Here is a 19,100-nt window from a genome sequence, read left to right as displayed (position 1 = left end):
GCCCCTGCGGCCGGTGCCCCGCCGCCCCTGCGGCCGGTGCCCCGCCGCCCTCCGGCCGGCGCAGCGCTGCCCGCTGCCGGCGCCACCCCCGCCCGGCGCCGCCCCGTATGCGTCGGCAACTCCTGCTTTCTGCGCCGCGGCGCCTCTCGAGCCACCGAGGACGGCGCTTCGGGCGCGACACGCAGGAGTTGCCCACGGCGGAGGCTGTCGAAGCGGCGGCAACCCTTTCCAACCGAATTCCGACCGCGCAGTGGGCGCACGAACCCGCAACTCGAACGACAGCCCCGGGCGAGCGTCCGGCCCCGTCCGCCGAGACGGCATCTCGCGTCGGCAACTCCTCCTGTGTGCAGCTCACGCCGCCGCCGAACGGCGTGTCGCCCCGGCGAGCGGCAGCGAGCAGGAGTTGCCGGCCGGCGGGTCGGGATCGGGGTCGCGTCGCTGAGAGCGGCTTCGGCGGAGAGTCCTCCACAGTCGCCCATCCCGGCACTTCGTCCACAGCTGTGGGCTGAGTCGGGGCACTGAGGCCCGCCACGGCAGCAGCATCGCGTCATGACCACGATCGCCGAACTCGTCTCCGCTCACGGCGGGCTACTCCACAAGCACGCCCTCGTCGCCGAAGGGGCCACCGACCGGCACCTGACCGCCGCTGTCCGCTTCGGCGGAGTCCGCAGACCGAGGCGCGGCTGGTACTCGACCTGGAAGCCGGACGACCCGCGGTACATCGCGGTCGCCGTAGGCGGTCGACTCACCGGCGCTTCGGCGCTCCATCAACTGGGTGCGTGGATGTGGCATCGGCCGAAGATCACCGTCTCGGTCCCAGAGTCCGCCTCTCGACTCCGTCGCAGAAGCGGCGTGAGGGTGGCCTGGGATCCCGTCGAGCTCTCGACGCGCGGGACGACCTGGTCGGTGGACCCCCGAGACGCGCTCGCGCGGGCCGTGGTCGAGGCCGACAGTCTGGAGGACGCCGTCATCCTCGTCGACTGGGCACGTCAGCGAGGCGTTCTCGTCGACGACGACGACGCCCGTGAGGTGCTCTCGCGCAGGAGAGCCGACGCAGCCGGTCTGGCCGAATGGAGCGATGGCCGGGCGGAGAGCATCCTGGAGAGCGCCGCGGGGACGCGACTGCGGCTCGCCGGGCGAGAGATCCGGAGGCAGGTGCCGGTTGGTCCCCGTGGGGAGCGCATCGACATCGTCGTCGACGGGGTGGTGGCGCTCGAGACGGACGGTCGTGAGACCCACGCATCCCGTTTCGACAAGGACCGCCTGAAAGACGCGACCATGATCCTCGCCGGATTCCTCCCGATGCGTGCCAGCACCTCGATGGTTCGAGACCGGTGGCCGCTGGTCGCCGCTGTCGTCGACGCGTTGGCGTCGCAGCCCCTCCGGGCGGCCGACGATGTCGAGATCGGTGAGTCCTCACTGCCGCGGGTGCTGCCGGGGAGGGGTCGGAGGAAGTGGCGCCTCGGCAGGAGCCGGCGGCGCCGCAGACAGGAGTCGCCGTGGCGCGGCGGGCGGGGGCTGCCGGCGGTGGCGGGCCCCTCGGCGTAGAAGGCGGCGACACCGGGCGCGCAGCCGCAGCAGGGCGCGCCTCGGCGCGGGAATGCAGGGCGCGCCCCGGCGCGGGAATGCAGGGCGCGCTTCGGCGCGGGAATGCAGGGCGCGGCCCGATGGTTCGGCCCGTGTGACTGATACGCAGAACCGGGCCGTGAAGGTCGACATCTGGTCCGACATCGCCTGCCCCTGGTGCTTCATCGGCAAGCGCAAGTTCGAAGACGCGGTGGCGCGCTACGGCGGCCCCGTCGAGGTCGAGTACCACTCGTTCGAGCTCTCACCCGACACCCCCGTCGACTTCGAGGGTGACGAGGTGAAGTTCCTCGCCGACCACAAGGGCATGCCCGCCGATCAGGTGCGGGGGATGCTCGACAACGTCACCGGGATCGCCGCCGAGGTGGGTCTCCAGTACGACTTCGGCAAGCTGCGTCATACGAACACCGTCAAGGCGCACGAGCTCCTGCACTTCGCGAAGGCGAACGGCCTGCAGCGGGAGATGAAGGAGCGCCTGCTCGCCGCCTACTTCGAGGAGGGCCGCCAACTCGGGCGCATCGACGAGCTGGTCGACCTCGCCACGGAGGTCGGTCTCGACGCCGACGCCGCCCGTGCCGCCCTCGACGACGGGCGCTTCGAACCCGACGTCCGAGCCGACCAGGCCCAGGCGCAGGCTTTCGGCATCACGGGGGTCCCGTTCTTCGTGCTCGAAGGCAAGTACGGCATCTCGGGGGCCCAGGCGCCCGAGATGTTCCTCCAGGCCCTCCAGCAGGTGGGCGCGGAGGTCTCAGCGTGACCGACCGGGCCACGACAGCCCCGCAGTCGCCGTCGAGCGGGGAGCCGTCTGCCGCGGCGGCCACCCCAGCGGCGGCCACCCCAGCGGCGGCGGCCCCGGCCGCGGGCACCCCAGCGTCGACGTTCACCATGCTGGGCGCCCCCGACGCGGTGGCCTGCGAGGGCGACGCCTGCCTGCTGCCCGTCCGCTGACCGGCACGAGACCAGGTCGCCAGCCGAGGAGGCGCGGCGTCAGTCGCTGATGTCCGCCACGGTCGCGTCGTACCCGGCTATCAGGGCGTCGGCGTCGACGAACGCGCTGTAGCCGTGCTCGCCCGCGCCCAGGGCGACGCGGAGTCCGACGATGCGCTCGTCGGCGTAGACGGGCCAGGCCGTCGTGCTGCCGAGCGGGGTGATGGTTCCGCGTTCGTAACCGGTGGCCTCGAGGGCGATCTCGGGGCGGGGGAGCGACAGCTTGTTGACGCCGACGACGGCGCGCAGTTTTGACCACGAGATCTGACGGTCGCCGGGCACCAGGGCGAAGAGGAACGAGCCGTCGTGTCGTTTCACGACGAGGCTCTTGACGATGTCCGACGGGGTCAGCCCGAGTAGATCCGCCGCCGCCTCGAGACTGTCGGCCTCCGGTCGCGACACGACCTCCACAGCCACGCCGTGCGCCGCGGCATCCACCTCGACCCGCTGTCGTCCTGTCGGTCCGCCGTCGCTCATGGGAGAATCGTACCGATGTCCATTTCCACTCTGCCCTCCCGTGGCCTGTCGATCGGTCCGATCGAGGTCGCCTCGCCCGTCGTGCTCGCTCCGATGGCGGGCATCACGAACACGGCCTATCGCCGTCTGTGCCGCGAGTACGGTGCCGGTCTCTACGTCAGCGAGATGATCACCAGTCGTGCGCTCGTCGAGCGGACGCCCGAGTCGATGCGTCTCATCCAGCACCACGAGTCCGAGACGCCGCGCAGCATCCAGCTCTACGGTGTCGAGCCGAACACCGTCGCCGAGGCTGTCACGATGCTCGTGGCCGAAGACCGCGCCGATCACATCGATCTGAACTTCGGCTGCCCCGTCCCGAAGGTCACACGCAAGGGCGGCGGTTCCGCTCTCCCCTGGAAGACGGGTCTGTTCCGCGAGATCGTCGAGCGGGCGGTGTCGGCGGCGGGCGACATCCCGCTGACCATCAAGATGCGCAAGGGCATCGACTCCGACCACCTCACGTACCTGGAGGCCGCGAAGGCCGCTCAGGGCGCCGGCGTGGCGAGCATCGCCCTGCACGCTCGCACGGCGGCCGACTTCTACTCGGGCACGGCCGACTGGTCGGCCATCGCCACGTTGAAGGAGACCGTCACCGACGTCCCGATCCTCGGCAACGGCGACATCTGGTCGGCCGCCGACGCCCTCCGCATGGTCGACGAGACCGGGTGCGACGGGGTCGTCGTGGGGCGCGGCTGCCTCGGGCGTCCGTGGCTGTTCGGCGACTTGGCCGCGGCGTTCCGGGGCGAAGATCTGAAGGCCGAGCCCACGCTCGGCGAGGTCGGCCGGGCCTTCCGGCGTCATGCCGAGCTCATGGTCGAGTTCTGGTCGGGCGACGAGGGCCGCGCCTGCCGCGACATGCGGAAGCACGTCGCGTGGTACTTCAAGGGCTATCCCGTCGGCGGCGAGGTGCGCTCCGCGCTCGCTCTCGCCGACTCGCTGGCCGAGATCGACGACCTTCTGGCCACCATGGACGCCGCCGAGCTCTACCCGGGCGCAGCGGCGGAGGGCCCTCGGGGTCGAGCCGGCAGCCCCAAGCGTCCGGCGCTGCCCGACCGCTGGCTCGAGAGCCGCGACCTCGACGAGGCGTTCAAGGCCGAGCTGGCGGCTGCCGAGCTGCACCACAGCGGGGGGTGACCCGCGCAGGGTCCCGACCCGCGCCTCCTTCGCCTCCGCCCCTCCCGATCGAAAGGCCCCGGTGTCCACCGAAGCCGCGTCCACCGAGTCCGCCCCGAGCACGTCCGCGGGGTACGAGCCCGCCGACTCCGAGCGGTGGCTGCCCGAGCAGCACTCGAACCGGCGCAGCGACTTCGCGCGTGATCGGGCGCGGCTGCTGCATTCGAGTGCGCTCCGGCGTCTGGCGGCGAAGACGCAGGTGCTCAGCCCGACCGCGGGTCTCGACTTCGCGCGCAACCGGCTGACCCACTCGCTCGAGGTCGCGCAGGTCGGTCGCGAGCTGGCGACCAGTCTCGGTCTCGACCCCGACGTGGTCGACACGGCCTGCCTCGCGCACGACCTCGGGCACCCGCCGTTCGGGCACAACGGCGAGAAGGCGCTGAACGACTGGTCCGTCGGCATCGGCGGCTTCGAGGGCAACGCCCAGACCCTGCGACTGCTGACGCGCATCGAGCCGAAGGTCATCGACGGGTCCGGCCGCAGCTACGGGTTGAACCTGACGCGGGCGAGCCTCGACGCGAGCTGCAAGTACCCGTGGCCCGCCGCGCAGGGCGTGCCCGACCCCGGCGGGCGGATGAAGTTCGGCTTCTACGACGACGACACCGAGGCGTTCGGCTGGCTGCGGGCCGGTGCGCCGCGCCGCCGCCGCTGCATCGAGGCCCAGGTGATGGATCTCAGCGACGACATCGCCTACTCGGTGCACGACCTGGAGGACGCCGTGGTGAACGGCTACGTCGACGTCGCGACGCTCGGTTCGAGCGACGGGCACGACGATCTCGTGACGGCCATGCACGAGTGGGTCGGCGGCGAACTCAGTCGCGACGAGCTCGTCGAGGCGTTCGACCGCCTCCGCGCGCAGCCGTTCTGGGTCGACTCCTACGACGGCGGGCGCCTCGACCAGGCGCGGCTGAAGAACCTGACCAGCCAGCTGATCGGTCGTTTCGCCGGTGCGGCGACCCAGTCGACTCGCGAGTCGTACTCCGAGAAGAGTCTGACCCGGTTCAGCGCGAGCATGGTGGTGCCGCCCGAGGTGATCGGCGAGATCGCCGTCCTCAAGGGGATCGTCGCGGCCTTCGTCATGACGCACGGCACGCGGCAGCCGATCTACCAGAACCAGCGCGAGCTGCTGACGGGTCTCGCCGACGCGCTCTGGGCGGCCGGGCCGTCCGAGCTCGACCCCGGGTTCGCGGCCGACTGGGCTGTAGCCGCCGACGACTCCGCCCGTCGTCGCGTCGTCGTCGACCAGGTGGCCTCGCTGACCGACCAGAGCGCCATCGCCTGGCATGCGCGACTCGTCCTCCCCAGCTGACCCCCGAGCCGAGGAGGCACGGGTCGGCACCCGTGAGCGACCGCCGGTGTCAGCCGCGCGACCTACAATCGACACGTGCCCGGCCTGATCAAACGAAACGACATCGACGAGGTCCGCTCGCGCACGAACATCGTCGACGTGGTCTCCGATCACGTCACCCTGAAGGGTGCCGGTGTCGGGTCGATGAAGGGCCTCTGCCCGTTCCACGACGAGCGCAGCCCCAGCTTCCACGTGCGTCCGCAGGTGGGTCGATATCACTGCTTCGGCTGCGGTGAGGACGGCGACGTCTTCAGCTTCGTCCAGAAGATGGACCACACGACCTTCCAGGAGGCCGTCGAGCGTCTGGCGTCGAAGATCGGCTTCGAGCTGCACTACGAAGACGGTGGTCAGGCCAGCGACCACGGCAACCGGGCGCGCCTCATCGCCGCGAACGAGGGCGCGCGCGAGTTCTTCGTCGAGCACCTGACGGCGTCCGACGCCGACCCCGCGAGGCGGTTCCTCGGCGAGAGGGGCTTCGACCCCGCCGCGGCGGAGCGCTTCGGGGTCGGTTTCGCGCCGAAGTCGTTCGACGCCCTGCGCGGCCACCTCAAGGGCCGCGGCTTCAGCGACGACGAGCTCGTGGCGGCCGGTCTGCTGAGCAGCGGCGATCGCAGTCCGTACGACCGGTTCAGGGGTCGTCTGCTCTGGCCGATCCGCGATGTCACGGGCTCGACGATCGGCTTCGGGGCGAGGCGTCTGCTCGACGACGACAAGGGCCCCAAGTACCTCAACACACCCGAGACGCCGATCTACCACAAGTCGCAGGTGCTCTACGGTCTCGATCTTGCCCGCCGGGACATCTCGAAGGGCAAGCAGGTCGTCATCGTCGAGGGCTACACCGACGTGATGGCCTGCCATCTGGCGGGGGTGACGACGGCCGTCGCGACCTGCGGCACGTCGTTCGGCGTCGACCACATCAAGCTGCTGCGGCCGATGCTGGGCGACGTCGGCGGGGCCCACACCTCGGCGAGCGGCGAGGTCATCTTCACGTTCGACCCCGACGAGGCGGGGCAGCGCGCCGCCTCGCGGGCCTACGCCGAAGAGCAGCGCTTCTCGGCCCAGACGTTCGTCGCGGTCGCCCCCGACGGCCTCGACCCGTGCGACCTGCGACTCAACCGTGGCGACGACGCCGTCCGCCGTCTGGTCGAGACGAAGCGCCCGCTGTTCGAGTTCATGATCCGTCGGGTGATCGACGAGTTCGACCTCGAGACCGTCGAAGGTCGTGCCGGTGCGGTCCGGGCCGGTGCCCCGGTGCTGGCGACGATGCGCGAGCAGTCGCTGCAGCGCGGCTACGCGCGGATGCTGGCGAAGTGGGTGGGTGTCGACACCGACGAGGTCGTGGCGGCGTATCAGGAGGTCGCGAAGGCGACGGCGAGCCAGAACTCCCTCGAGCGCGCCAAGCCGCACGACGCCTCCGACGGCCCGCAGTCGATCACGAGTCTCCCGCCGCTGCCCGACGAGCCCGCGGGCCCGACCCTCCTGACTCTGCCGTCCGACCTGACGACCCGCACCGAACGCGACGCCCTGATGGCGATGCTGCAGCAGCCGGCCGCCGTCGGTCTGACGCTGATGCAGCGTGCGGCCCGGGCCCGGCTCGAGAACAGCGCGCTCTCGGTGGTCCGCGACGCCATCGGCGTCAGTCTCGACCGGCTCGAGGCGAGCGACTGGCTCGACGCCGTCCTCGACCAGACGCCGGCGCCGTTCGACGTCCTCGCGAAGGAGCTGGCCGTCGCGCCGATCCCCGAGCGGGAGGGTCGCGAGATCACCACGTACTGCCGCGGCATCGTCTCGTCGCTGGTCGAGCGCGACATCCTCCGCGAGAAGGCCGAGGCGATGGGCCAGCTGCTGCGCACCGACGCGAAGGCCGACCCCGCGCGTCACCGCGAGATCCAGCTGCGCATCGTCCAGCTCGAGGACGAGCGCCGGGTCGTCCGGCAGGAGTAGCCCGGCGGCAGCGGCAGCGGCGGCGGCGGCGGCAGCGGCAGCGGCAGCGGCAGCAGCAGGTGCGGCGGCAGCGGCAGCAGCATGGATGCGCATACATCCGCCCGCCCGTCGAACCACGCTCTGAACAGGCCGAAAAGCACGACGCGGACCACGTGGCAAAGGTTCATTGCGGGCCTGTAAACACTTCCGCGAGGAGTAGGGCCGCGAGTCCGGTGTGTGTTACCAATGGATCCACCCCGAATCGGGCGCGAACACAGCCGTGCCCGCGGGGTCTCCTTGCACACAGAGAAAGAGGTAACCGGATATGACATCCGACTCCAAGCTCGGACGACGCGCACTCGCCGTCGTCGGTGGCGCCGCTGCCACCACCCTCATCCTCGCCGGTTGCGCCTCGGGCGGTGACGCCGACTCCGCTCTCGACGGCATCAGCGTCGGCACGACCGACGTCATCACCTCCCTCGACCCGGCCGGCTCGTACGACAACGGCTCGTTCGCCGTGCAGAACCAGGTCTTCGGGTTCCTCATGAACTCGCCCTACGGCAGCCCCGACGTCGAGCCCGACCTCGCCGAGTCGGCCGAGTTCACCGACCCGGTCACGTACACGGTCACGATGAAGCCCGACCTGACCTTCGCGAACGGCAACGAGCTGACCGCGAGCGACGTCAAGTTCACGTTCGACCGCCAGCTGGCGATCGCCGACCCCAACGGGCCGTCGTCGCTGCTCGGCAACCTGGCGAGCGTCGAGACCCCCGACGACAGCACCGTCGTCTTCACGCTGAACGGCGCCGACCAGACCTGGCCCCAGATCCTGTCGAGCCCGGCGTCGCCGATCGTCGACGAAGAGGTCTTCTCGGCCACCGAGCTGACGCCCGCCGACGACATCGTCGCGGCCGACGCGTTCTCGGGTCAGTACTCGATCACCGACTACTCCGAGAACGAGACGATCGCCTACGAGGCGAACGACGCGTACGACGGCGTGCTCGGCGCGGCGAAGACCGATTCGATCCTCGCGACCTACTACACCGAAGAGACCGATCTGAAGCTCGCTGTGCAGGAGGGCGACGTCGACGTCGCCAACCGCAGCCTCAGCCCGACCGACCTCGCCGACCTGGCGAAGGACGACGCTCTGACGGTGCACAACGGCCCCGGCGGCGAGATCCGCTACCTGGTGTTCAACCTGAACACGATGCCCTTCGGTGCCACGCAGACCGACGCCGACGCCGAGAAGGCCCTGGCCGTCCGTCAGGCCATCGCCGACACGGTCGACCGCGACGCTCTCGCGAGCGAGGTCTACAACGACACGTACACGCCGCTCTACTCGGTCGTCCCCGACGGCCTGACCGGCGCGACGAAGCCGCTCGAGTCGCTCTACGGCGATGGCGAGGGCGGGCCCGACGTCGACGCCGCGACCGAGAAGCTCTCGGCGGCCGGCATCGAGACCCCGGTCTCGATCGACCTGCAGTACAGCCCCGACCACTACGGCGCCTCGAGCGACGAGGAGTACGCGTTGATCCAGACGCAGCTGCAGGCCAGCGGCCTGTTCGAGGTCAACCTGCAGTCGACCCTGTGGGACACCTACAGCACCGAGCGCCGCGAAGACGCCTACCCCGTGTACCAGCTCGGCTGGTTCCCGGACTTCTCGGACGCCGACAACTACCTGTCGCCGTTCTTCGTGAAGGACAACTTCGTGGGCAACCACTACGACTCCGCCCAGGTGCAGGGTCTGCTCGCCGCCGAGATCGCGGAGTCCGACGAGGCCGCCCGCACCGAGATCATCGGTCAGATCCAGGACGTCGTCGCGAACGACCTGCCCACGCTGCCGCTGCTGCAGGGCACGCAGGTCGTCGTCTCGCAGAGCGACGTGCAGGGTGTCGACGACACGCTCGACCCGTCGTTCAAGTTCCGTTACGCAGCGCTCAGCCGCTGACCGGTTGATCGCGCGAGCGAACATGTTCCACGACGCCTGACACGCGAGGGGCGTCCCGCCATGGTGCGGGACGCCCTTTCGCGCGTCGTGCGTCGCCCTCACCCCTGAAAGGCACCCCCCGTGACGTCGCTCATCGAGGCCCCCCTCGCGAGCGGGCCGCCCACCCCCGACCCCACCGTGCGACGACGTCGTCCCGGTGGAGGATTCGGTCGCTACCTCGTGGTCCGCGCGCTCCTCATCATCCCCACCGTCTTCATCCTGGTCACCCTGGTCTTCTTCCTGATGCGGGTCGTCGGGAACCCGATCACCGCCTCCGTCGGGGGCCGCCTCACCGAGGCCCAGCTGCAGGAGCGCCTCGCCGCCGCAGGCTACGACCGCCCGATCATCGTCCAGTACCTCGAGTACCTCGGTCAGATCGTCCGGCTCGACTTCGGCACCACCGCGACCGACAACCGCCAGATCAGCGAGGTCATCGTGACCTACGGCTCGGCGACCGTCGAGCTCGTCTTCTACGCTCTGATCATCGCGCTGGTGATCGGCATCCCGCTCGGCATGCTGGCCGCGTACGTCCGCGACCGCTGGCCCGACGCGATCCTCCGCATCCTCGCGATCCTCGCATACGCCACCCCGGTGTTCTTCGCGGGTCTGCTGCTGAAGCTCACGTTCTCGGTCTGGCTGGGCTGGTTCCCGCTGGGCGGTCGCGCCTCGACGCGCGTCGGCATCGCCCTCGGGCGGATCGAGAGCCCGACGGGCATCTACCTGATCGACGCCCTGCGCACCGGCAACAGCACGATCATCGTCGACGTGCTCTCGCACGCGGTGCTCCCGGCGCTCACCCTCGGGCTGCTCACCGCCGGCATCTTCCTGCGTCTGGTGCGCACGAACGTGATCGGCACCCTGGGCTCCGACTACATCGACGCGGCCCGCTCGCGCGGCGTCAGCGAGCTCCGCCTGGTGCGCAAGCACGCCCTGAAGCCCGCGCTGATCCCGATCATCACGGTGATGGGTCTGCAGATCGCGATGCTGCTCGGCGGCTCGGTGCTGACCGAGACCACGTTCGGCTGGCGTGGGCTCGGCTTCCAGCTGCAGCAGTACCTCTCGGCCCGCGACTTCATCGCCGTTCAGGGCATCGTCGCCGTCCTGGCGGTGATCGTCGCCGTCACGAACTTCCTGGTCGACGTCATCGCGGCCCTGATCGACCCCCGTGTGAGGTACTGACCATGACCGACTCCGGCAGCACCTCCAGCACCACCAGCACCACCGGAACCGGCGTCCTCGCCGACCGTCGCGCCCCGCTCTGGAAGCGCCTCCCGATCGTCGCGCAGCTGCGCCGGTCGGTCGGCCTGCAGCGCGGCATGCTCGTGGCGGGCGTGGTCATCTGCGCCGTCTTCCTGCTCACGGCCGTGTTCGCCCCGCTCATCGCCCCGTACGGCTTCGGCCAGCTCGGCGACGACGCGGGCACCTTCACCCGTCAGGCCCCGCCGTCGGCCATGCACCTCTGGGGCACGACCGTCGGCGGCTACGACGTCTTCAGCCGGGTGGTCTGGGGCACGCGCACCGCGATCGCCGTCGTGGTCGTCGCCGTCGTGCTCTCGATCACGATCGGCGTGGCCCTCGGTCTCGTCTCGGGCTACCTCGGCGGCTGGCTCGACCGGGTGCTCGTCGTCATCGCCGACGCCGTCTACGCCTTCCCGTCGCTGCTGCTCGCCATCGTCGTCTCGATCGTGATCAGCGGCGGTCAGTCGAGCCTCTGGGGCGGGATCGTCTCGGCCGGCATCTCGATCACGGTCGTCTACGTGCCGCAGTACTTCCGTGTCGTGCGGGCGGAGGCCGTCCGGCTGAAGAGCGAGGCCTTCGTCGAGTCGGCGAAGGTCGTCGGCAGCAGCACGCCGCGAATCATGTTCAAGCACGTGCTGCGCAACTCCACGCGCAGCCTGCCGCTGATCCTCACGCTGAACGCGTCCGAGGCGATCCTCACGCTCGCCGCGCTGGGGTTCCTCGGATTCGGCATCGGTCCGACCTCGGCGGCCGAGTGGGGTTACGACCTCAACCGCGCGCTCAGCGACACCGCGAGCGGCATCTGGTGGACGGGCGTCTTCCCGGGCGCCGCGATCGTGCTCATGGTGCTCGGCATCACCCTCGTGGGCGAGAGCCTGAACGACCTGGCCGACCCGCGCCTCCGGACCCGCCGTCGGGCCCGCCGCAAGACGAAGAACGACACGGCGACCTCTGCGGTCGCCGCCGAGGAGGTCCCCGCGTGAGCGACACGACTGACACGACGGGCCGCTCCGACGGTCCGGGCCGAGGAGGCGCGGCTCCGGTCCGCCACGCCGGTCACGGCCTGCCCCGTGAGGCCCGCGACATCGCGGTCGGCATCAGCGGCCTCGAGGTCACCTTCGCGACCGACGGCGGCGACGTCGCGGCCGTGCAGGGCGTCACGCTCGACGTCCGCGCCGGCGAGGTGCTCGCCATCGTCGGCGAGTCCGGCAGCGGCAAGACGGTGACCGCGAAGACGATCCTCGGTCTGCTGCCCGAGACCGCCGTCGCGACCGGCGCGGTGCTGCTCTCGGGGCGGAACGTCCTCGAGGTGACGCCGTCGACGATGCGCGCGATGCGCGGTCGCGACGTCGCCATGGTCTTCCAGGAGCCCTCGACGGCCCTCAACCCCGTCTACACGGTGGGCTGGCAGATCATCGAGGGGCTGCGCGCCCACGGGGCCATCAAGAAGAAGGAGGCGCGGCGTCGGGCCATCGACATCCTCCGCCGCGTCGGCATCCCCGAGCCCGAGAAGCGGGTCGACTACTACCCGCACCAGTTCTCGGGCGGTCAGAAGCAGCGCGTCGTCATCGCGATGGCGCTCGTTCTGAACCCCTCGGTCATCGTGGCCGATGAGCCGACCACCGCGCTCGACGTCACGGTGCAGGCCGAGATCCTCGACCTGCTGCGCGACCTGCGCGACGAGTTCGGCACCGCGATCGTGCTGATCACCCACAACATGGGGGTCGTGGCCGACCTCGCCGACCGGGTCGCGGTCATGTACCTCGGCAAGGTCGTCGAGCAGGCGTCGTCGGCCGAGCTGTTCGCGTCGCCGAAGGACGACTACACGCGCCGACTGCTCGGGTCGGTGCCCCGACTCGAGTCGCGCGGAGCGCAGGTCCAGGCGGCCGAGGCCGACCGTGACGTGGTCGTCCGGGCGACGGGCCTCGAGATCGAGTACCCCGGCCGTCTCGGGCGCGGCGGTTTCCGGGCCGTCAAGGGCGTCGACTTCTCGATCGCCCGCGGCGAGGTGCTGGGCCTGGTCGGAGAGAGCGGCTCGGGCAAGACCACCATCGGCCGGGCCATCGCGGGTCTCACCCCGGTGACGGGCGGCTCGCTCGACGTGCTCGGCATCGAGATGAACGGCGTGCACGAGCGCGACTTCAAGCCCAAGCGCGCCGAGATCGGCTTCGTCTTCCAGGACCCTGCGTCGAGCTTCAACCCGCTGCTGACCATCGCCGAGTGCGTCGCCGAGCCGCTGATCGTGCACGGCCGGGCGGGCGACGCCCGAGCGGCGAGGCGGAGGGTCGACGAGCTGCTCGAGGCCGTCCAGCTGCCCAAGGCGTTCGGCGACCGCTACCCGCACGAGCTGAGCGGCGGGCAGCGCCAGCGGGCGAGCCTCGCCCGGTCGCTGGCCCTCGAGCCGGCGCTGCTGATCGCGGACGAGCCGACGAGCGCGCTCGACGTCTCGGTGCAGGCGCGCGTGCTCGAGCTCTTCCGAGAGCTGCAGACCGACCTCGGCTTCGCCGCGCTGTTCATCAGCCACGACCTCGCCGTCGTCAACATGCTCGCCGACCGGATCGGCGTGCTGTACCACGGCGACCTCATCGAGAGCGGGCCGAACGACCAGGTGCTCGGCGCACCCGAGCACCCCTACACGCAGCGTCTGCTGGCATCGCTGCCGGTGCCCGACCCGATCGAGCAGGCCGCCCGTCGCGAGCGGCTCGCCGAGCTCGACCGCGCCGTGGCCCGCGGCGACGTCGCGGGAGGGGCCGCCTGATGGCCGTCGACCTCGACATGGGCGCGCCGGTCGCCACCGACGACCTCTCGCTGGAGTACCCGGCGCGCAGCGGGCATCCGGCGGTCCGGGCCGTCGACGGCGTCACGCTGTCCATCGCGCCGGGCGAGATCCTGGCCGTGCTCGGCGAGAGCGGCTCGGGCAAGTCGACGCTCGCCATGGCGCTGGCCGGGCTCGTCGGCACCGAGCGACCGGCGGAGGGCCGACCGCGCATCGTCGGGGGAGCCGCGCGCGTGTTCGGGCTCGACCTGCTGCGATCGTCGCCACGTCGGCGCGACCGTCTCTCGGGTGCCGTCGGCTATCTCGCCCAGGACGACGGCGAGCGGCTCAGCCCCGACCTCACCGTCGGCGAGACGATCGCCCAGCCCATCTACCAGCGCGACAAGCGGTTCGACCGCACCGAGGCCGGCCGACTCGTCGCCGACCTCATCGACGCCGTGCACCTCCCGCTCGGCACGATGCTCAAGCAGACCTGGGAGCTGAGCTCCGGGCAGCGGCAGCGGGTGGCCCTGGCGCGGTCCCTGGTGCTCGAGCCGCGCCTCCTCGTGGCCGACGAACCCGCGCGCGGGGTCGACGTGCTCGTGCGGCAGGCGGTGCTGGACGTCATCAGGAACCTGCACGGCGACCGGCGGTTCTCGGCGCTGGTCGTCACGTCGTCCGTCTCGGAGGCGCGGGCCATCACCGACCGCGTCGCCGTGATGCGCTCGGGGCGGGTCGTCGGGCTCGGGGCCATCGACGAGGTGCTGCGCGACGGGGTCGACCCGTACGTGAAGGTCCTCTCGACGACCACGCCGATCGACATCATCCGCCCCGACGAGCGGGATCAGTCGTGACGGCGCCGACCCGGGGGCACCGGGCGACGACGACCACCGTGAGCCTCCCGGCCGACCGGCGACCGTCGCCCGGGCCCGTCAGCCTGGCGCCGCGCGAGAATCCGCGCTTCGTCGACGCCGTTCGCGCCGGGGGCGCCGCGGTCGTCCCCCTCGGCGACGAGACGCGAGGGCTGATCTGGCTCTCGTACACCGACCCCGAGGGTCTCGCCGCGGCACTCGAGCGGCACCCGGGCATCGAGTGGGTGCAGCTGCCCTACGCGGGTGTCGACGCGTTCTCCGAGCTGCTCGCGCGCTACGCCGACTCGCCGCGACCGCTCTGGACGAGCGCGAAGGGCGCCTTCTCGGAGCCCGTCGCCGAGCACGCGCTCATGCTCGTGCTCTCGCTGCTGCGGGTCGTGCCGTCGCGCGTGCAGGCGACGAGCTGGCAGACCGAGCAGCGCGGGCTGTCGCTCTACGGCAAGAACGTCGTGATCGTGGGCGCCGGGGGCATCGCGCTCGAGCTCGTCCGTCTGCTGGGGCCCTTCGAGACCCGCGTGACGATCGTCCGTCGCGGCGAGACGCCCGTCGAGGGCGTCGAACGCACCGTCACGGTCGACCGCATCGACGAGGTGCTGCCCGAGGCCGACGTCGTCGTGCTGGCGGCGGCGGCGACGTCGGGCACGTCGCGGCTGCTCGACGGCCGGCGTCTCGCGTCGCTCAAGCCGACCGCGGTGGTCGTCAACATCGCGCGGGGCGACCTGGTCGACACGGAGGCGCTGGTCGAGGCCGTCCGCGCCGAGCGGATCTGGGGTGCGGGCGTCGACGTGACCGCGCCCGAGCCGCTGCCCGAGGGGCACCCGCTCTGGGGCGACCCCCGGGTCATCGTGACGCCGCACCAGGCGGACACTCCCGAGATGACGGCGCCGCTGCTCGCCGAGCGCATCACGCACAACGTGCGCGCACTGCTCGGCGACGGCGATTTCGCCGGGGTCGTCGACCCGGCCGACGGCTACTGAGACCCGGGGGCGCGTCGTGTTCGATGCGCCCCCGAATCTTTGCTACAGTTGGGTCCGCTGTCGAAGGCTCCGGTCTGAGGCAGTTGCCATTCCTCGATAGCTCAATTGGCAGAGCAGCCGGCTGTTAACCGGCAGGTTCTTGGTTCGAGTCCAAGTCGGGGAGCGAAGGCCCAGAGGCTCCACCCTCTGGGCCTTTTTTCATGCCCTCACATCGACGACGGGGTTATTCGAGCCGGCGACGCCGAGGAGGCGCGGTCCGGCTGGTGCCGTCGCGCGCCTCCTCGGGGCTCTCGCCCGGTGGTTCTCGGCCGATCAGTCTTCGGGGTGATCGACGCCGGGCAGCCAAGTGCGACCGGGGGAGCCCCAGCCGGCCTTCTTGACGGCCTTCGCGGCCGCCTTGTGGAACGGGTGCTCGAGCCGGTCGGTGTACAGCACACCGTCGAGGTGGTCGAACTCGTGCTGGAAGATGCGGGCGAGCCAGCCGTGCGCCTCGATCTCGTACTCGTCGCCCTCGAGGTCGGTCGCGCGGAGGATCACGCCCTCGGCTCGACGCAGCGGGAACCGCTCGCCGGGAACCGACAGGCAGCCCTCCGACTCGTCGTCGTCGTCGAGCGGCTCGATCGAGAGGGGGGTCTGCCAGAGGGTGGGGTTGATCGCGACGCCGCGCCAGTCGTCGCCGTCGTCGTCCGTCCACGAGAAGACGAAGAGCCGGAGGCCGACACCGACCTGCGGACCGGCGAGTCCGACGCCGGGGGCGGCGTCCATGGTCTCGAACATGTCGGCGACGAGGGTGCGGATCGCGTCGTCGATCTCGGCGACGTCGGAGGCGGGGGAGTGCAGCACGGGGTCACCCGTGATGGTGATGGGGCGAACGGCCATTCGTCCAGCCTACTGAGCGGCGGCCCGCTACCGTGGACGCCGTGAGCCCGAACCTCAGCGATCTGACCGAGCAGGTCTCGTTGACCCCGTTCCAGGCGCTGGGGATCCCCATCGCCCTGATCGGCGCCGTGTTCCTCTCCATCGGCGCGCAGCTGCAGCATCGCGGCGTCGCCAAGGTCGAGACGCGACTCGGGGCGTCGCGCGGCGGCATGAGCGTCCGCCAGGTGCTCGCACTCATCGGTCGACCGTCGTGGGTGATGGGCACGCTGATGCTGGGGCTGGCCGTGGTGTTCCAGCTGACGAGTCTGCGGGTCGCCCCGCTGCTCGTGGTGCAGCCGCTCGGGGCCGTGGCGCTCGTGATCACCGCGGTGCTCAACGCCCGGTCGACCGGGCGGCGGCTGTCGGGGCGCATCAAGCGGTCGATCGCGATCTGCGTCGGCGGCATCGGCCTCTTCGCCACGGTGGCCGCGTTCACCGCCATCGAGACGGAGATCACGACCGATCAGCTGATCACCGTGCTCGTCATCCTGCTCGTCGTGGGTGCCGTCCTCGCCGTCGCCTTCGTCGCTCTGCGGCACCGACGCAGCGCGCTGTTCTACATCATCGGCGCCGGGGTGCTCTACGGCTTCGTCGCCACGCTCGCGAAGGTCGTGCTGAACCGGGTGTTCGCCGGCAACTTCGACGGTCTGAGCATCGTCTGCATCGTCATGCTCCTCGCGGCGGCGGCCCTCGGCGGGTACTTCGTGCAGAACGCCTACTCGTCGGGGTCGCCCGACCTCGTGATCGCCGGGCTGACGGTGGTCGACCCCATCGTCGCGGTCACCATCGGGATCGTGGTGCTCGGCGAGGCGGCGAACGCGCCCGGCTACGCCGTCGCGCTCTTCCTCGTCGCGGGCGCGATCGCCGTCTACGGCGTGTTCCAGCTCGCCAAATACCAGCCCGCCAAGCGAAGCTGAGCTACCGTGGTCCCGCGCCGCAGACGCCATCGGCGGGGCACCAGCGAACCACGAGCACAAGGACGCCACGACACGTGACACCCGCCCCAGACCACGCCCCCGAACCCCGCGACGAGAACGCGAGCGGTCCGGGCGGCGGCGACACCGCGCCGCGCCTCACCGTGCTGATCGCGGCGGACACGTTCCCGCCCGACGTCAACGGCGCCGCCAACTTCGCCGAGCGACTCGCCGTCGGCCTGGCGGGCCGCGGACACGACGTGCACGTCATCTGCCCGGCAGCCGACCGCCACCACGGGACGTTCCTGGAGCAGCACGACGGCGTGACCCTGACCGTCCACCGGCTGTACTCGACGCGCTGGCCCCTCCACGACTGGCTGCGCTTCGCGACGCCGTGGCGCGCCGAGCCCAACGCCGAGCGCATCATCGAGCAGATCCGACCCGACGTCGTGCACATCCAGTCGCACATCGTGATCGGTCGCGCCGTCGTCCGGGTCGCCAACCGCCGCGGCATCCGGGTCATCGCCACCAACCACTTCATGCCCGAGAACCTCCTCGAGCACACCGGGCTGCCGCACTTCCTCCGCGCGACGGCCGTCAAGCTCGCCTGGCGGGACGCGGCGAAGACCTACACGCACGTCGCGGCGATCACGACGCCGACCAGGCGGGCCGCGGCGTTCCTCGAGCGGTCGGTCGCCGTCACCGGCGTGCTGGCCGTGTCGTGCGGCATAGAGGCCGCCGACTACACGGCACGCGACGACCGACCCGCCGCGAACCGGGTGGTCTTCGTCGGTCGGGTCACGGCCGAGAAGCAGATCGACGTGCTGCTGAAGGCCATGACCCTGCTCGACCCCGCACTCGACGCGCGACTCACCATCGTGGGCGGCGGCGACCTGCTCAAGCAGCTGCAGCTGATGACCGTCGAGCTGGGCCTCGCCGAGCGCGTCACCTTCGCCGGCTACCTGTCGGACGCCGAGCTGCGGCGCACCCTCACGGATGCGACCGTCTTCGCCATGCCGTCGGTGGCCGAGCTGCAGAGCATCGCGAGCCTCGAGGCCATGGCGTCCGGTCTCCCGCTCGTCGTCGCCGACGCCATGGCGCTGCCGCACCTCGTCGACGAGGGGGTCAACGGCTACCTCTTCAGGCCGGGCGACAGCCGCGACCTGGCCGACAAGCTGACCCGCGTGCTCACGGCGGGTGACGACGAGTACCTCGCGATGCGCCGGGCGAGCCTGCAGGTCATCGAGGGACACGACATCCAGCGGACGGTGAGCGTCTTCGAGTCGCTGTATCGTGGGGAACCGGTGGCCTCGGCCGCCGATGCCTGATCGACCCGCGCCTCCTGGGCGGTCGGTCGGCACGGGGCGGTAGCTCAGCCGGTTAGAGCAGTCGACTCATAATCGATCGGTCACGGGTTCAAGTCCCGTCCGCCCTACGACACGACCCCCGACGGTCGGTCGGCACCCGGTCGGGCATGCCACCATGTGTGCATGTTCACCCGACGGACACGCGATACCCCTGCCGGCGACGACTCCTCCTCTCCGGGGGGAATGCCGTCCGCTCCTCGCTTCGGCGTGGGCGCCCAGGTGTACGTGCTCGACTCCGACGAGGACGCGGGCACGCCATTCCCCTACGGGCCCACCGGCATCATCGTCCGCGCGGGGGGCTCGGCCTGGCAGGGCGTCTCGGCGATCGGCGGCTCGGCGCGCACCTGGCTCGTGGAGTTCGACTCGCCACAGCTGGACCGCGACGGCGAGGGGCCCGTCGGCTCGGCCTCCGTCGCCGAGAAGTTCCTCCGCCTGGCGCCCCTCGCCTGAGCGCGCCCGAGCCGGCCAGCCGGTCCGCTCGCTGGCCGTCTGCCGGCCCGCGCCCGCGCCCGCGCTGGCCCGGCCCGCCGGCCCGCGCCT

16 protein-coding genes and 2 tRNA genes are annotated in these 19,100 nt (G+C 71.1%); 16 read left to right on the top strand and 2 right to left on the bottom strand.

Annotated features, from left to right (window positions below; genetic code table 11):
- Positions 1 to 549: 549 nt before the first annotated feature.
- Positions 550 to 1,548, top strand: a complete 999-nt coding sequence (locus SOM11_RS14855; RefSeq protein ID WP_320478528.1) for a hypothetical protein — start codon at positions 550 to 552, stop codon at positions 1,546 to 1,548.
- A 133-nt stretch (positions 1,549 to 1,681) separates the two neighbouring features.
- Positions 1,682 to 2,341, top strand: coding sequence for a DsbA family oxidoreductase (locus SOM11_RS14850; protein ID WP_320478527.1), 660 nt, complete (start codon positions 1,682 to 1,684; stop codon positions 2,339 to 2,341).
- A 230-nt stretch (positions 2,342 to 2,571) separates the two neighbouring features.
- On the opposite strand, the gene SOM11_RS14845 is transcribed toward SOM11_RS14850, so the two are convergent.
- Positions 2,572 to 3,048 carry an aminoacyl-tRNA deacylase gene (locus tag SOM11_RS14845; RefSeq protein ID WP_192057928.1) on the bottom strand — a complete coding sequence of 159 codons (477 nt, stop codon included), beginning with the start codon at positions 3,046 to 3,048 and terminating at the stop codon, positions 2,572 to 2,574.
- A gap of 15 nt (positions 3,049 to 3,063) precedes the next feature.
- On the opposite strand from SOM11_RS14845, the gene dusB reads away from it, so the two are divergent.
- From dusB to SOM11_RS14795, 10 genes are all read left to right on the top strand, one after another.
- On the top strand, positions 3,064 to 4,221 hold the full coding sequence (gene dusB, locus SOM11_RS14840; protein WP_192057927.1) for a tRNA dihydrouridine synthase DusB: 1,158 nt from the start codon (positions 3,064 to 3,066) through the stop codon (positions 4,219 to 4,221).
- 61 nt (positions 4,222 to 4,282) lie between these two features.
- Entirely contained in the window at positions 4,283 to 5,569 is a 1,287-nt protein-coding gene (locus SOM11_RS14835) for a deoxyguanosinetriphosphate triphosphohydrolase (protein WP_320478526.1), read from the top strand.
- Between the two features lie 75 nt (positions 5,570 to 5,644).
- Positions 5,645 to 7,552 carry a DNA primase gene (dnaG, locus tag SOM11_RS14830; protein WP_192057925.1) on the top strand — a complete coding sequence of 636 codons (1,908 nt, stop codon included), beginning with the start codon at positions 5,645 to 5,647 and terminating at the stop codon, positions 7,550 to 7,552.
- 304 nt (positions 7,553 to 7,856) lie between these two features.
- Positions 7,857 to 9,479, top strand: coding sequence for an ABC transporter substrate-binding protein (locus tag SOM11_RS14825; RefSeq protein WP_320478525.1), 1,623 nt, complete (start codon positions 7,857 to 7,859; stop codon positions 9,477 to 9,479).
- Positions 9,480 to 9,599: 120 nt separating this feature from the next.
- Complete coding sequence (locus SOM11_RS14820; protein ID WP_192057923.1) at positions 9,600 to 10,697, top strand: ABC transporter permease; 1,098 nt, start codon at positions 9,600 to 9,602, stop codon at positions 10,695 to 10,697.
- 2 nt (positions 10,698 to 10,699) lie between these two features.
- Entirely contained in the window at positions 10,700 to 11,740 is a 1,041-nt protein-coding gene (locus tag SOM11_RS14815) for an ABC transporter permease (protein WP_320478524.1), read from the top strand.
- A gap of 101 nt (positions 11,741 to 11,841) precedes the next feature.
- On the top strand, positions 11,842 to 13,515 hold the full coding sequence (locus SOM11_RS14810; protein WP_320478529.1) for an ABC transporter ATP-binding protein: 1,674 nt from the start codon (positions 11,842 to 11,844) through the stop codon (positions 13,513 to 13,515).
- Entirely contained in the window at positions 13,515 to 14,366 is an 852-nt protein-coding gene (locus tag SOM11_RS14805) for an ATP-binding cassette domain-containing protein (protein WP_320478523.1), read from the top strand. Before SOM11_RS14810 ends, SOM11_RS14805 begins: the two co-directional genes overlap by 1 nt.
- A complete protein-coding gene (locus SOM11_RS14800; RefSeq protein ID WP_320478522.1) occupies positions 14,363 to 15,361 on the top strand; it encodes an NAD(P)-dependent oxidoreductase in 999 nt (332 codons plus the stop codon). The genes SOM11_RS14805 and SOM11_RS14800 overlap by 4 nt, the downstream gene beginning before the upstream one ends.
- Before the next feature lie 90 nt (positions 15,362 to 15,451).
- Positions 15,452 to 15,524: transfer RNA gene (locus SOM11_RS14795), tRNA-Asn, on the top strand.
- A gap of 149 nt (positions 15,525 to 15,673) precedes the next feature.
- Here the strand turns inward: SOM11_RS14795 and def are convergent.
- Positions 15,674 to 16,240, bottom strand: coding sequence for a peptide deformylase (gene def / locus SOM11_RS14790; protein ID WP_320478521.1), 567 nt, complete (start codon positions 16,238 to 16,240; stop codon positions 15,674 to 15,676).
- A 41-nt stretch (positions 16,241 to 16,281) separates the two neighbouring features.
- On the opposite strand from def, the gene SOM11_RS14785 reads away from it, so the two are divergent.
- The 4 genes from SOM11_RS14785 (at position 16,282) to SOM11_RS14770 (ending at position 19,010) form a co-directional block, all read left to right on the top strand.
- A complete protein-coding gene (locus SOM11_RS14785; protein WP_192057917.1) occupies positions 16,282 to 17,196 on the top strand; it encodes a DMT family transporter in 915 nt (304 codons plus the stop codon).
- Between the two features lie 74 nt (positions 17,197 to 17,270).
- The gene (locus SOM11_RS14780) at positions 17,271 to 18,521 is read left to right on the top strand and encodes a glycosyltransferase (RefSeq protein WP_320478520.1); all 1,251 of its coding nucleotides are present in this window, start codon (positions 17,271 to 17,273) and stop codon (positions 18,519 to 18,521) included.
- A 33-nt stretch (positions 18,522 to 18,554) separates the two neighbouring features.
- Positions 18,555 to 18,628: transfer RNA gene (locus tag SOM11_RS14775), tRNA-Ile, on the top strand.
- 115 nt (positions 18,629 to 18,743) lie between these two features.
- On the top strand, positions 18,744 to 19,010 hold the full coding sequence (locus SOM11_RS14770; protein ID WP_320478519.1) for a hypothetical protein: 267 nt from the start codon (positions 18,744 to 18,746) through the stop codon (positions 19,008 to 19,010).
- Positions 19,011 to 19,100 lie beyond the last annotated feature (90 nt).

Source organism: Frigoribacterium sp. CFBP9029, from assembly GCF_034045305.1.
Taxonomy (GTDB): domain Bacteria; phylum Actinomycetota; class Actinomycetes; order Actinomycetales; family Microbacteriaceae; genus Frigoribacterium.
Note: the sequence above shows the minus strand (reverse complement) of the source record. Positions and strands in the feature narration are given on the sequence as shown.